This is a genomic window from Sporosarcina sp. ANT_H38 (assembly GCF_008369195.1).
Taxonomy (GTDB): Bacteria; Bacillota; Bacilli; order Bacillales_A; family Planococcaceae; genus Sporosarcina.
Genome location: NZ_VOBC01000001.1, coordinates 641,782 through 655,435, shown reverse-complemented (window position 1 = coordinate 655,435; position 13,654 = coordinate 641,782). Strand labels below are relative to the sequence as shown.

14 protein-coding genes are annotated in these 13,654 nt (G+C 39.3%); all 14 read right to left on the bottom strand.

Annotated elements, in window-relative coordinates; all coding sequences use genetic code 11:
* Positions 1-36: 36 nt before the first annotated feature.
* A complete protein-coding gene (locus tag FQ087_RS03155; RefSeq protein WP_304624652.1) occupies positions 37-303 on the bottom strand; it encodes a phosphocarrier protein HPr in 267 nt (88 codons plus the stop codon).
* A 39-nt stretch (positions 304-342) separates the two neighbouring features.
* Positions 343-1,065, bottom strand: a complete 723-nt coding sequence (locus tag FQ087_RS03150) for a sugar isomerase domain-containing protein (protein WP_149579093.1) — start codon at positions 1,063-1,065, stop codon at positions 343-345.
* A gap of 4 nt (positions 1,066-1,069) precedes the next feature.
* Entirely contained in the window at positions 1,070-1,792 is a 723-nt protein-coding gene (locus FQ087_RS03145) for a GntR family transcriptional regulator (protein ID WP_149579092.1), read from the bottom strand.
* 14 nt (positions 1,793-1,806) lie between these two features.
* Positions 1,807-2,538, bottom strand: a complete 732-nt coding sequence (nagB, locus tag FQ087_RS03140; protein ID WP_149579091.1) for a glucosamine-6-phosphate deaminase — start codon at positions 2,536-2,538, stop codon at positions 1,807-1,809.
* Positions 2,535-3,701, bottom strand: coding sequence for an N-acetylglucosamine-6-phosphate deacetylase (gene nagA / locus FQ087_RS03135; protein ID WP_149579090.1), 1,167 nt, complete (start codon positions 3,699-3,701; stop codon positions 2,535-2,537). The genes nagB and nagA overlap by 4 nt, the downstream gene beginning before the upstream one ends.
* Positions 3,702-4,027: 326 nt before the next feature.
* On the bottom strand, positions 4,028-5,356 hold the full coding sequence (locus FQ087_RS03130) for an MATE family efflux transporter (RefSeq protein ID WP_149579089.1): 1,329 nt from the start codon (positions 5,354-5,356) through the stop codon (positions 4,028-4,030).
* 116 nt (positions 5,357-5,472) lie between these two features.
* Positions 5,473-6,027 carry a TetR/AcrR family transcriptional regulator gene (locus tag FQ087_RS03125; RefSeq protein WP_149579088.1) on the bottom strand — a complete coding sequence of 185 codons (555 nt, stop codon included), beginning with the start codon at positions 6,025-6,027 and terminating at the stop codon, positions 5,473-5,475.
* Positions 6,028-6,219: 192 nt separating this feature from the next.
* Positions 6,220-6,669 carry a GNAT family N-acetyltransferase gene (locus tag FQ087_RS03120; RefSeq protein ID WP_149579087.1) on the bottom strand — a complete coding sequence of 150 codons (450 nt, stop codon included), beginning with the start codon at positions 6,667-6,669 and terminating at the stop codon, positions 6,220-6,222.
* Between the two features lie 888 nt (positions 6,670-7,557).
* Positions 7,558-8,355, bottom strand: a complete 798-nt coding sequence (spoIIP, locus tag FQ087_RS03115) for a stage II sporulation protein P (protein ID WP_149579086.1) — start codon at positions 8,353-8,355, stop codon at positions 7,558-7,560.
* A 139-nt stretch (positions 8,356-8,494) separates the two neighbouring features.
* On the bottom strand, positions 8,495-9,541 hold the full coding sequence (locus FQ087_RS03110; protein ID WP_149579085.1) for a stage II sporulation protein P: 1,047 nt from the start codon (positions 9,539-9,541) through the stop codon (positions 8,495-8,497).
* 184 nt (positions 9,542-9,725) lie between these two features.
* Positions 9,726-11,234, bottom strand: coding sequence for a multicopper oxidase family protein (locus FQ087_RS03105; RefSeq protein WP_149579084.1), 1,509 nt, complete (start codon positions 11,232-11,234; stop codon positions 9,726-9,728).
* Between the two features lie 44 nt (positions 11,235-11,278).
* The gene (locus FQ087_RS03100; protein WP_149579083.1) at positions 11,279-12,013 is read right to left on the bottom strand and encodes a cytochrome c biogenesis CcdA family protein; all 735 of its coding nucleotides are present in this window, start codon (positions 12,011-12,013) and stop codon (positions 11,279-11,281) included.
* A 22-nt stretch (positions 12,014-12,035) separates the two neighbouring features.
* Positions 12,036-12,911 (bottom strand): F510_1955 family glycosylhydrolase, encoded by an 876-nt coding sequence (locus FQ087_RS03095; protein WP_255452127.1) that lies wholly within the window; start codon positions 12,909-12,911, stop codon positions 12,036-12,038.
* Positions 12,912-12,972: 61 nt separating this feature from the next.
* The gene (locus tag FQ087_RS03090) at positions 12,973-13,650 is read right to left on the bottom strand and encodes a response regulator transcription factor (RefSeq protein ID WP_149579082.1); all 678 of its coding nucleotides are present in this window, start codon (positions 13,648-13,650) and stop codon (positions 12,973-12,975) included.
* Between the last annotated feature and the right edge of the window lie 4 nt (positions 13,651-13,654).

The window sequence follows — 13,654 nt, the reverse complement described above, 5'->3', positions numbered from 1 at the left end:
CACCTTTTGGCACTCCAATGCTTTAAATCGCCGTGATTACTGAGCAATTCCTTCTGATTTAAGTACTTCATCAACTTTAGCCAATACTTCTTTCTCGTCCGCACCATCAGCGATGATTTTTATATCGGCTCCAGCTGAAATCCCGAGTGACATAACACCCATAATCGACTTCAGGTTCACGGTCTTTTCGTTATACTCAAGTTTCACATCTGATGTAAATGGTGTTACCGCGGATACTAATATGGATGATGGACGTGCGTGAAGGCCTTCGTTGCTAGTAACTTTGTAATTTTTTTCAATCATTTTAAACTCTCCCTTTTAATTAATTAGTTTGTTAGTCGATTAAAACTTAATTCGCTTCCCATAAGTTGCAATCATCTGCTCATTATGTGCTGAGCTCCCATCCAAATTGGCACTTTTAAATATTGGTGGATCTATGCCACTTTCAATCATCATACCAATTACACGACTAAATACGGCATGAAGAAGCATACTCCCAATAATACCAGAAGCCGGAGCATATGGCATTCCCTCCGATACCAGAAGCCCATCTCCAAGCGTTACATGCGTATTCAATACAGTTTCCGCAACATCTTCAAGTCGATTTCCTGAATGGTGTTTGGACGGCTGTTCAGACGCATTGTAGCAGAGAGACTGGAGGGAAACAACATAAGCCCCGGACTCTTTTGCAATATGCGCTACATCTATTGGTACCACATTTCGACCGGAAGTTGAAATAATAATGATTACATCTTCAGGACGAAAATCTAACTGACCCGCAAATGTTTGAATGAATTCAGGGTCTTTTTCGTTTATAGATGCCTGGAAAGCACCATTATGAATCATCAACGATTCGACAATAATAGGACTTACAGGTACTAAACCACCCGCACGAAAAAACGACTCTTCTGCTATTAAGTGAGAATGGCCTGAACCAAACAACTGAACAATACCACCAATCGAGAGGCGTTTCGTCATCTCTGCCGCAACTCTCTCAACAGATTGCTGTTCTTCATGAATTACTTTTTTCATCAACGATTCGATTTCCTTGAAATATGCATTCACACCATCATCTCCGAATCTCACTGATAAATTTATAACGATCTGCTCGATATGTACTTCGAACAATTTCAAACGGCACGTCGTTCGTTAAATAACTGGTTCGTTCCATCATCAAAACAGCCGAGGGCATACGAATTTCAAGAAACTCTGCATCTTCCTTTTTCACCAGCACAGCCTCCATACGTTGAGAGGCATGGCTAATTGTCAGTCGTTTATCCTTTTCAATAAAGGAATAAAGAGATCCTTCTATTTTATCCAATTCAAGGTCCGGAACGAGCTTTACAGGAAGATACGATCTTTCAATTGCCATAGGTTTGTTGTCCGCAAACCGAATTCGCTTAACGACGAATACTTCTTCATCCCTAGACAATTGTAACTTATATGCAATTTCCATTTCAGGTATCATTTTTTCAAAACTAATAAGTTTATTGCTAGGTTTCATCCCACGTGACAGCATGTCTTCCGTAAAACTTGTAAGGCCAATGAGAGGTTGTTCAATCTTAGGCGTCGCTACAAATGTACCTCGCCCCTTTTCACGGTAAAGGAGTCCCTCATTTACTAGATTCGAGATGGATTGTCGGACAGTCATGCGACTTACGCTAAAGATATCCGTCAATTCACGTTCGGAAGGGATTGCTATTCCAATTACAAATCCGCCTTCAATAATCTGTTTTTTTAAATAGTCTTCGATTTGGACATACATAGGTACCGATGACTGTTTATCAAGCATAGTATTCACTTCCCTTACGATTTAACCAATTGGTATGCATCTCGATCAACGATAAGTGTAACATTATCATGATTCCATAAAATTGATGCTGGAAAACTTTCATTCATATCTTTACTTAACAAGGTCTTTACAGCCTCAGCTTTATCTTTACCGGTTGCCATTACAATAATTTGCTTACTTTTCAATATCGATTTGATGCCCGTTGTAATCGCATGTGTTGGAACTTCATTAATTGAAGGAAAGAAGCGTGCGTTGCTTTCTCTGGTAGATGCAACAAGTTCAACGACATGTGTCAGACTGTTGGAATCTGTCCCTGGTTCGTTAAAACCGATATGCCCATTCGTACCAATCCCTAATATTTGCAGATCAATTGGCCCTACGTCATCAATCACTTGTTCATAACGCAGACATTCTTCTTCTGCTGAATCAGGAGTGCCATCCGGAATATACGTATTTTCGGTTACAATGTCAATCTTATTAAATAAGTTATCAGTCATAAATGTACGATAACTTTCCGGATGCCCTTCACCTAAACCAAGGTACTCGTCTAGATTAATAGTACGCACATTTTGATACGATATCCCACGTGATGTAACGCCTTCAATCAATCTTTCATAAAGACCTAGTGGCGTTGACCCTGTTGCAAGTCCAAGTACCGAGCGATCATTTCTAAGAATTTGGGCTTCTACCAATTGTGCCACCTGTACACTTACTTCTTCATAATTATCAAATACGACTACCTTCATTCTATTACTTCCTTTGCGTAAGCAATGTTCCCTTTACAAATAGTCATCTGTACATTCCAGTCCCCATCAATGATTGTAATATCCGCATCTTTTCCAGGCTCGATTCTTCCTTTATGGGAAAGCCCAAGTTGGTCTGCGGCATTTGTTGAAGTCATTGCAACAAGTTCCGATAACGTACAATTCGTAATCGACTTCATATTCTTCGCTGCATTCTCCATCGTTAAAATGCTTCCCGCAAGCGTTCCATCAGCCAGTCTAGCATCCTTATGCGTAACCTCAACAGCCTGCCCACCTAAATCATATGTCCCAGGAGGAAGTCCTTTCGCCCGCATCGCATCCGTAATAAGAATGATCCGATTTGAAGCCTTTTGACGAAATGCAAGTTCAACCGATTTTGGGTGACTATGAATAAGATCTACGATAATTTCAACCGTCAAAGAATCCTCTAAAAAGGCTGCTCCGACCACTCCAGGTTCACGATGATGAAAAAGGCTCATTTGATTGTATAAATGGGTCACATGACTTGCTCCTACTTCAACCGCACTACGAACGACATCCGATGTTGCATCTGTATGCCCAAGCGATGCAATCACACCACTCGCTGTCACCTCTTCAACGAACGCAAGACCGTCTTCCACTTCTGGAGCAACAGTTACAATTTTAATGCGATTACCACTCAATGCCTGCCATTTTTCAAAAAGGGAAAAAGACGGAGTCGTAATATGTTCAATCGGTTGTGCACCTGCCCTTATAGCTGAGATAAAAGGCCCTTCCAAATGAACACCTAACATTTCAGCTTGCATTTTATCTGCATTGAATAAACTCGCATTTACTAACGCTTCAGAAATTGCTTCTTCGGACTGTGTCATGGTCGTTGCTAAAAAACTTGTCGTCCCTTCACGGGGAAGTGCACTTGCCAAACCATTTAGCGCTTCTGGCGTTGAATCCATTACATCAAAACCTGAAGAACCGTGGATGTGAACGTCAATAAATCCAGGCACAACGATCCAATTCTTACCCGTCGCATCAATTCGTATATCTGTAACTTTGTTAATAGAAGCAGCAACTTCTATAATTTCACCATTTTCTATAAAAACGTCTCCGGTTACGCTGTCTTTCTTTGAATCGGCGATTGTAACATTTGAAATCAACATTGTTTTCATTACATTCGTCACCCCTTTACTATCCTATATAGGTATTCCATTCAAATCCGTTGCGGCGCTCGGGAGATGCCTCCCGCCTTAACCCGGTTAAGTGGCCTTTACTCCGTTTATTAGTTATTTCTTCGGCCATTTTATACATTATTCTTAATCTTCAATATACACCTAATTGGTATAGTTGTCTATACCAGTTTTGAATTTAGTGAAATATATTCTATGTGCTAACTGGAAGGAATTGTTCTTCTTACGAACATAAAAAATAGTGCAAACCAATTTCTTTGGTTTGCACTATTACTCATTTTTCATTGCAAAATACTTAAAGCCATAACTCAAGTATTCCATTTTTTATGGTAATAATAAATCGTCACCAGTACTATGAATTCCGATAACGGGATAGCGAGCCAGACACCTGTTACGCCAAAAAGTCGCGGCATAATGGCAAGCAAGATTAGCAAAACTATAATTTCCCTAGCTGCGGTAATCCAGGTCGCCATACGGATCTGTCCGATGGATTGATAATACGTCATCATGACAAAGTTTGTACCCATGAATAGATACCCGATAAAGAATAGTTTAATACCCGGAATAGCAAGCGCCATTACTTCTTCCGGGAAATCGCCGAACATACTCACAATTGGAGCCGCTGCAAATTGACCGACAAGCAGAAAGAAGATACCGGCACCGAACGCTGTCCCAATGGCCATTCGAACAGTTTTTTTCATCTTGACTTCACTTCCAGCGCCACGGTAATAGCTAATCAGCGGTTGAATCGCCGCCCCCATCCCCATAAATAGCAGCAGCATGACACTATGAACATAATTCAATATCGTAAATGCAGACACGCCGGCAGTTCCAGCGAGGTATTCAAACGTAATATTATGCGAGATTGTAAAGACCGAAAACCCAACTTCCGCAAGAAAACTTGGAAATCCAATCACTAGGATTAGAAGGAAAAGCTTTCGATTAAACTTAAAGCGAACAAAACGTAAATTACTTTTCTTCCTGAAAAAATGTGTGCTCAAAATGACTAGCCCTACAAATGCACCAATAACTGTAGCCGCAGCAGCACCCTCTACACCATAATCAAGAACGAATAAAAACACATAATTCAAACCGATATTGACGACTGCCGTAGCAACAAGTGCAATCATTGATAAATTCGGTCCACCGTCATTTCGCACTAAAATACTGAATGTATTTTCAACAGTGAAGATGAATCCAAACAGCAACATGACCTTCATATAACCCGCAGTGTACTGAAACGTATCCGCATTCGCGCCTAACAAATACGCAAGTTCAGTCCTAAAAATAAAAGCAGTAAGCCCAATAATTATCGTCAAAATAAATATAGAGACAATGGCATGCGAAAAAATAACACGTGCCTCGTCAGGTCGTTTAGCACCCATCTTTGCGGAATATCGGGTCGCTGCACCGATTCCTATCCACAGTGACATCGCGACAAAAACCGTATAAACAGGCGCTGCGATCCCTACCCCCGCTAGAGCGACCGGGCCTAAGCGATTACCGACCATAATTCCATCAATCACAATATTAACAGCCATCAGTAGCATCCCAACCATCGATGGGATTAAATACCTCACAAAAGATTTTCCAACAGATTCCGTATCTAAACGATTTACTACTTGTTCCTTTTTCATTACTAATTCAATTCCTTATCTTTTATCGCCCTATAAAACAAGGAAACGATTTTAGTTTTTATAGTTTCATCATTCAAAAAAATAGACTGGCAGTTGAATTGCCAGCAATCTTACCCTTATTTCTCCTTCACCATACCAGTCAATAACACATCCACAATCGACTCGTACGCTTCCGCAACAGAAATACTATGTTCTAAAAAAAACTGTCGATCGAGAGTTGCATTCGAAGCCTCGATAATCAGTTTCATCAGCAAATCGATATTCCGATCCACAATGACACCTGTTCGGATGCCTTCTTCAAGAAGTCCCTTCAGATCATCCCACTGATGCAAATATCGATTCACCCGTTCCCACTGTGCAGGATAGGATCGTTTTAATTGTTCTAAAATCCGAAGATCGTAAAACTCATTGTATTTTGGTAGGACGACAATCGCCTTACGGATTTTATCTAGCAGTGTAAGCTCAGGATTGTCAATGATACTGCGTGTCTGTTCATCGAACTCAACGAGTGTCATCTCGATAATGGAATCAAGGATATCTACCTTAGATGAAAAATTTTCATATAACGTTCGCTTGCTAATTCCAAGACGCTTTGCTAGGTCATCCATCGTGAACTTGATGCCATTATTTCGAGTTTCTTCAATAAATGCATTAATTATTCTTGTCTTCAACTCTCGACCTCCCGGAAACTAAAAAACCTATTTTAGTTTTTCTAGTTTCATCATACAACATCCTTGAGTTGAAAGTCTAGTAGTTCAAGTCGTTCTGATTGTATACGTTAAAATAAAAATAGATATGGCCTTCCTCAGTGAGTTCATTCGTCAGTTAGGAGAAAAAACTACTACGTACAATTCCCAAAAACATCACAAATTTTTCACCATTATCATTTCATTATTACTATCCACTTCGCCATTAAACTTAAAGCCGAATTTCTGATACAAGTAAAGTGCAGCTTGATTATCAGCAATGATACTTAAATAGATTTCATTACACATAAATTCTTCTTTTAGCCGTTCAATTAAAGCTGTTAACATGATGCTACCTAGTCCAAGACCCTGATATTTAGAATCGATTAAAAATCGATCTAGCCACACTCGGCCATTTATACCTTCTTCAGGAAAAAATCCATACATAGCAAAACCAACTAAACTGTTATCTGAGTAAAGCCCAACTGGTTTAAAGTTGCTACATTCCTTAGCTTCTTCTAAACACTGTTGCGGCGTTTCAATAAAAGATTTTTGCGCTTCATTTATACTCAACTCTAAAATGTCATTAATATTTTCGTTCGTGACTTCGCTTATTAATATTGTCATTTTGTATCCTCTCATATTTAAAGACAAGACTTTTACCTAATTTACACCAGCAACAACTGAGGTGCACAATGCAATTTCAAAACAGTCGCTGCAGTTCCGTTATAGTTCTAAACAAAGTCTTATTGAATAAGTTTTCTTGCCAGAATTCTTTGCTCTTCTTTCCCTTCCAACTTCACTATTAATAATAGATGAGCATCCTCATTTAGTTTGGTCATTAATATATGTTGATTATACATAAAACGTAGCTTCATGCCGAAATATATCTAAATGAACCTTCCTTTTCTTCTATGTAATTGGACGGACGAATAACTGCCACACGATTACCGAAATAATTAAATTTGGATATCTCGATAATGGTTTAGAAGTCGTTCAGTCAAAGCAATTCAATGGCCCCCTACAAGGTGCGCCTAGTGTTTGATCAATTTATTCACTTGTTAATTTTGGTCAATCAACAGGCGTGAGTTCATATATATCTTTTCCACCTGAATCAATTTCATAATAGGGTTATAAAACGGGAAAAACGAACAATGTTGATTTCCGCTTCAGATGGACGCTTTCCGCGGGCACGGCTTCAGCCTCCTCGTCGTTTCACTCCTGCGGGGTCTTCAGCTCGCGCTGTTCCCGCAGGAGTCGCCATCTTCCGCTACAATCAACGAGAGTAGTTCGAAATATTGACGGACAATGAATTGATAGTTGAATTATATTGTTCGTCTTTACACAAGAAATAAGTAATCGTGAAATTGATCCACCTACGTACCAAAAATAATAAAGAGGCAGCTCTAAAAGTTTCCCCTTAGGCCCGCCTCTTTTGAAATTCAAAATGCCTATCCCGTTTAATAAGACGTTCATGACTTCAAAGTAAAATCGTTAATCTTACGCTTGGTTTTCTTACTGAAGAACCTTTGAAACGGCTTTCGCAAGAACTGATGAGGTTCTGTTTAGCTCTTCTTCATTATTACCAATCCCACCCATTTCAATTAGTATGAGACGCTGATCCAGATCTTGATTATATTTACCATCTACACCGTGCCCTGCTTTGAAAACAAGAGGTCTTGTTATTCCCGGAACGATTTGTTCTAATTCGACCGTAAGTCTTTCGGCTAATTCCCTATTAAATTTGTAATTTGCATGCTCGCCGCCAATAACAAAAACAATTTGCGCGTACTTTTCCCCATCATATGTCAGTGTAGTTCTCTCCGCTTTAAGGGAGTCGCGGTGAATGTCGATTATGATGTCATAATCGACTTCTTTCATCGACTTCTGTAAATACGACCGAACTACATTGTAGGCTTTATTATAAGGTATACTCTTCTCACTCATTACTGCCGCAGTATCGATTTCAAGAACTTCAGTTACTATTCCATTGAATTCTAATTGTGCTTTTATCGTTTCATTGAGCTTCATAATATTCGCTTGGGGATGAGTTACCGCAATTTCCCCATCGTATTGTTGCGTGATAGGCTCATATGCTTCATGTGAATGTGTAGAAAATAAAAGTGCACGCATTCCTGTTTGGATTTGTGGTTCCTGTTCTAAAAGATTTGTAGCATACACTAATTGCTGGTTAGTCAGTGGTGCTACTACTGCTACGTCATCTGGTATTTCACTTGGAATCTGTTCTAGGATAATTGGAAATATGAAAAGAAAGAATATGAGTGCACTCCAAACTTTCAACGACTTCTTCATAGGCATTCCTCCGTTCTGCCAATATATGTAGCAGTGTCAGAAATAGAAGTTTCTTTAATGAATTATGGTCTATTTTTACGAGTGCTTTACTTACAATTTTAATGTGTGCTCTTGTTCTGAACTATTTCCATTCAGATTACTATTCGCTGTGCCAATAATAATCGCTAAGTACGTCTGCCAATGCTTCGCTCGTCCGACGTATTTCTTCTATCGTGTTATCGACACCACCAATTTCTACAATAACTGCGTTTGGAGAAACATCTTGGTTATAGACGCCATTCCCTTGACTGCTATCTTTTTTAATGATTCCTTTAGACAGACCGGGATTCTTAGCCGTAAGAAGGTCATTCAAGCCTTCTGTAAACAAAAGATTGCTTTCATAATTTGCATGACCCGTACCAACAACAAATAACAGTCGCGCAAAACCTTTCCCATCTACCACCAATGTGGTGGATTCCTTACGCAACGAATCTCGATGCACATCCAAGAAAATTTCCAAATCTTTGTTTTCAATTCGTGCAGCCCGTACTCGTTCTCCAGACAGCGCATAAGAACTGCCATAGTCCAATCCCCTAAAATCCAATTCTTGGACAATATCAGTTGAATCTACTTCTGTCCCTACGCCTCTATTCTCTAATGCCCTCCCAAGCAATTCGCCAACAAACGTAATATTGGCTCGCGAGTGAAAAGCTTCCTCTGGTTTATCCGTCTCATTCAAGTATGGTAAAAAGGATTCCCTGCTATGACTATGATATATATAAATAACGTCCCTTCCAAAAGTAGAATGCACAGGATCTTTTTCAGTCATTATTGGTGATTTCATATTTTGAAAAACCGCATCGAATCTCGCTTGGTCAAAGACTCTATCTTTTAAGAGATCATTCATAGCAGGTTTGAAGTCGTCTCTATTTAGTCGTTCGATACTACTACCCGGCTCCCCCATTCCAATTGAAGAACCGTCTTTTTCATCTAATGAATTAACAATTGAATCGATTTCAAAGTCAGCTATCGAAAATAGTGTATCCAGTAATGATTTTTCTTTTCTTTCATCAGGCTTAAAAAAGAACGTTAAAAACAAAACAAGAAGCAACCAAATCATGAATAAAGTGGTTGCCACATATAGGAGAAATAGTAGTATTGTTTTTTTCTTATTTTCCTTCTTATTCTTCTCGGCTGTTGGAAACATTGTGTAACCTACCTTTTCGTTGAATCCGATGTCTTACAGGGGTAGCCAAAGCAGTATTCAATGAAATAACATCAGGGTTAATCCAAACAGCCATTGCGAAACACTCCACAATGGCCATTTGAATAATGCGTCATACAAAAATTAGTGTGAATCCTAGACGAACTGAACAGCATTAGTTTTGCGTTTATTCTACTTTTATTTGCCCCATCATTCCATTATCTTCATGTTCAAGAATATGACAATGGAACATGAAGATAATGGAATGATTAAATTTGACAGCAATTTTTACTCTCTCTTCTGGTTTTAAAGAGATACTGTCTTTCCAACCTCGCTCATTTTTATTTGGTTCTTTACCATCAATGGAAATTATTTTAAACTGTGTACCATGAATGTGGAACGGGTGATTCATGCCGCCCATCATATCTGGTTTATTGTAAAGCTCCCATACTTCAGTAACGCCAACTTCTTGGGTAAAATCAATTCTGTTCATATCAAATTTCTTTCCATTTATCGTTACCATTTCCCCCATACCAAACAGTTCGATCCTTTTTGACACTGGTAGATTCATCTCTTCTTCAGTTATTGAAAAGTCATTCATTTTACCAGGCATCTCATTAATCGCACCCGGTTGTTCACTCATTTCAAACGGCAGTAGAATCGAATCCTGGTCGTTTATTAATGCCAGGTCACCGGTTGTATTAATCCGAGAAAAATCAATGATAATTTCTGCTCGTTCTGAAGGTGCAAGCGTAATCTCATTCATAGTGACCGGTTCATTTAGGAAACCACCATCCGTTGCCACTTGGACAAATGAATCCCCAGTAGTTAATTTGAACGTATAATCACGAGCATTTGCTCCATTCAATAAACGTAGCCGTACCTTTTCTTTAGGTACAGTCAGCTTCGGATTAAGTGTTCCATTAATTAATAATGTATCTCCAATTGTTCCGTCCTCGTTCTTCGCTGCTTGATAGTTCAATTGCTTGTCATCGTCAAATGTTCGATCCTGAAAAATCAATGGAATATCATTCACTCCATAATCGTCCGGCAAATCCAGACTTGTAGAATTTTCATCCTCTATATAAACAAGTCCTGCCAATCCGTTATACACCTGTTCAGCAGTATTCCCATCAGGATGTGGATGGAACCACAACGTAGCAGCTTCCTGTGCCACTTCAAATTCAATTAGCTTTTCTTCTCCCGGTTTAAGGGTTTTGTGGGGACTTCCATCTGCTTCTCCTGGTAATTCTAAGCCATGCCAATGGAATGTCGTTTCTTCATATAATTCATTTATGGTATTAATTTTGATTGTCTCGCCTTGTTTAATTCGAATCATTGGTCCTAAGAAAGAGCCATTGTAACCATATGTATCTGTTTCATGCCCGTCAAAAACCTCAGTTTTCCCTTTTTGCGCTCTAACTGTATAATCGATTCCCTCTTCAACCCCACGTTTAAGCACGGATGGAATCTTCAATTCATTTTCCCCTGTAGAGTCATTTAACTTTACTGGGTCGTTATGACTCATATGACCATTCCCCATCGAGTCTGAAGCATCCTGATCAGTATTTTCCATATCCCCGTGTCCCATCTCCGAATGGTCCATAGCTCCATTTGACTGGGAATCTTTTTCACTACAACCTCCAATAATGAGGACACTTGCCAGCAATGCAATAATCCATAATTTCATTTTCATAATCAATAATTCTCCTTTTCTTTGCAGCACGTAGTGGTGATCCTTCAAATTCCCCAATAAGTGATCGTATCTAAAACTCCAAGAATTACGAGTACAACACCAGCAAACCGTTGTATGACTCTCCCTACTTTTATACTGCGCTTCATGATGAGTCGCTTCGCATCGAAAAGCCATATTAACAAGAACAGTAAAAGAAGAGGTAATGAAGTTGCAATTCCAAAAACCGCTGGCAATACAAAACCATATGAAGTTGTCACAACAGCCGACATAAGCCAGAGGAAAAAAATAACGAACATCGTCGGACAGAAGGCTAGGGAAAAACTAGCTCCCAACAAAAAAGAACCCACCTTTCCTTCCCTTAATTGCATAGGAATACGCAATGTAATCCGCTGAAGAATTTCTAGCTTGAGAACACCCAGCAACACAAGACCCGTTGTAATAATAAGTGGCCCAATCACTTTACGGAACAGCGGGAAGTACTCCGTCATTTTTGTTTCAAATGATTGGCCGAGTAGCCATGTCAGTAGCCCAAGTGAACTGAAGACAACCACTTTCCCAATAATGAAGAATAGAACTTCTACCCAATCATTCTTCATTTGTACAGTACGATTCCCGTAAAAAGTAATTGCACTCATATTCCCCGTCAGCTGACAAGGCGCAACTGCCCCTATTATCCCTAAGAGGAGCGTATATATAAGAGGATCATCAGCAAACGAATGGACAAGTATCGTCAGCGGTTCACTTATAATTCCACTGATTTTCGACATCATTCCATACATAATTGAAGCACCGCCTAGTTGGTTATTTTACTAATCCACCGCTATCGGCGATTGTCTCCCAATTAAGTCCATTATCTTTAGTTATATAAATATCATTATTATAGGTAGCAATTGCAATCTCTTCTTGATTTTCAGGATTAACTGCTATAAAGGCGATAGGTTCAATTTGTTGAATGGTTGGAAGTTGAATTTCTATTTCTTCTTCGCTGCCAATAGCAAACGTTCTAAGCTTCGCTACTTCATTTTCAAAACTTGCATATAATCCACCCGATTCTGTCATTGTTACATAAGTAACCATTTTCACGTCATTCAATAAATTGAAATTGTCCCCATGATTTTCTGAGAGATATAATCCATCTTTACTCCCAATCGCAATGACATCCTTTCGTGAAGGATGTGCCGCCAAGTTTGACATCAATTCAGAATTATATCCCTTCATGGATAGTTGGTTCCAAGTTGAACCCTCATCTGTTGAATAATGAAGTCCCTTGCCCATCTCTTTTGTTGGCATTTCGTTGAATACATAAATCGCATTTGAATCATAACCAGCTGCAAGGTAATGGAAATCGATTTCTCCGTAAAATGCTAATTGATCAAAACTTGCACCCTGGTCCGTACTTTTGATAAGTCCCAGAGGATGTTTATAGTTGGTTCCCGGCTCTGGATGGCCGCTCGACAAGAATCCTTCACGAATTGCTTGGAATCCCATATAATCATGTTTTTCGCTCGTTGCTTCTCTCCAACCGTCTTTGCCATATTCATATAGCCCGTCATGTGTCGAAATCACTAATTCGGGTCCACCATTGATATAACCCAATCCATGCAAATGTTCAAATGTATTATTTTCAACCTTGTCAAATGAATAGGATTTTTCCTTATCGGTGCTACAAGCTGACAATAGACCACCCACTATTATTAGCCCTACATAGAGTTTAATTTTCTTTATAACAATCACTCCTTTAGTTCCACTTATATCCGATTCCCCATACTGTCAGTAGAAACTCTTCTATAGGGAACCCGGCCGTTTTTAATTTCTCTCTTAAGTTACGGATGTGCGAGTCCACTGTTCGAATATCTGTATATGTATCATATTCCCATGCAGCATGTAGCAACTGTTCACGCGTAAAGGTCTTTCTTGGTCGTGAAATTAATGCTTCCACAATATAAAATTCTTTTAGCGTAAGTTGCACTTTTGAATCATTGTAATGCAATGAATATGTTTCTTTATCCAGCTCAAAATTCCCGTAAATAATCTTTTCTGCTTTTGATTCATCATCAGGCAGACGACGCAATAGTGCATTTACTCTCGCAACCAGTTCTCCCTCATCAAAAGGTTTCGTTATATAATCGTCCGCACCCGTGTCCAACCCTTTAACCAAATCGATTTTGTCGGACCTAGCTGTTAACATAATGATTGGGACTTCCGAGAATTCACGTATCTTCCTACATACTTCCCATCCATCGATTTCCGGCATCATGATATCCAATAGAACAAGGCTAATCTTTTTTTGGTTAAGTATTTCAATCGCCTTCTGCCCACTTGTCTCTTTAATACATCTAAAGCCATGCGGAATCAAAAATAATTCAATAAGATCCAACATCCGCTGCTCATCATCAACCAGTAAGATTGTCCGCAAACTA

Coding starts and splice junctions, on each gene's coding strand:
- FQ087_RS03105 (WP_149579084.1), bottom strand. CDS start 11,234: ATGAAAATGAAATTATGGATTATTGCATTGCTGGCAAGTGTCCTCATT.
- FQ087_RS03110 (WP_149579085.1), bottom strand. CDS start 9,541: ATGTTTCCAACAGCCGAGAAGAATAAGAAGGAAAATAAGAAAAAAACA.
- FQ087_RS03100 (WP_149579083.1), bottom strand. CDS start 12,013: ATGTATGGAATGATGTCGAAAATCAGTGGAATTATAAGTGAACCGCTG.
- spoIIP (WP_149579086.1), bottom strand. CDS start 8,355: ATGAAGAAGTCGTTGAAAGTTTGGAGTGCACTCATATTCTTTCTTTTC.
- FQ087_RS03130 (WP_149579089.1), bottom strand. CDS start 5,356: ATGAAAAAGGAACAAGTAGTAAATCGTTTAGATACGGAATCTGTTGGA.
- FQ087_RS03155 (WP_304624652.1), bottom strand. CDS start 303: ATGATTGAAAAAAATTACAAAGTTACTAGCAACGAAGGCCTTCACGCA.
- FQ087_RS03145 (WP_149579092.1), bottom strand. CDS start 1,792: ATGCTTGATAAACAGTCATCGGTACCTATGTATGTCCAAATCGAAGAC.
- FQ087_RS03120 (WP_149579087.1), bottom strand. CDS start 6,669: ATGACAATATTAATAAGCGAAGTCACGAACGAAAATATTAATGACATT.
- nagA (WP_149579090.1), bottom strand. CDS start 3,701: ATGAAAACAATGTTGATTTCAAATGTTACAATCGCCGATTCAAAGAAA.
- nagB (WP_149579091.1), bottom strand. CDS start 2,538: ATGAAGGTAGTCGTATTTGATAATTATGAAGAAGTAAGTGTACAGGTG.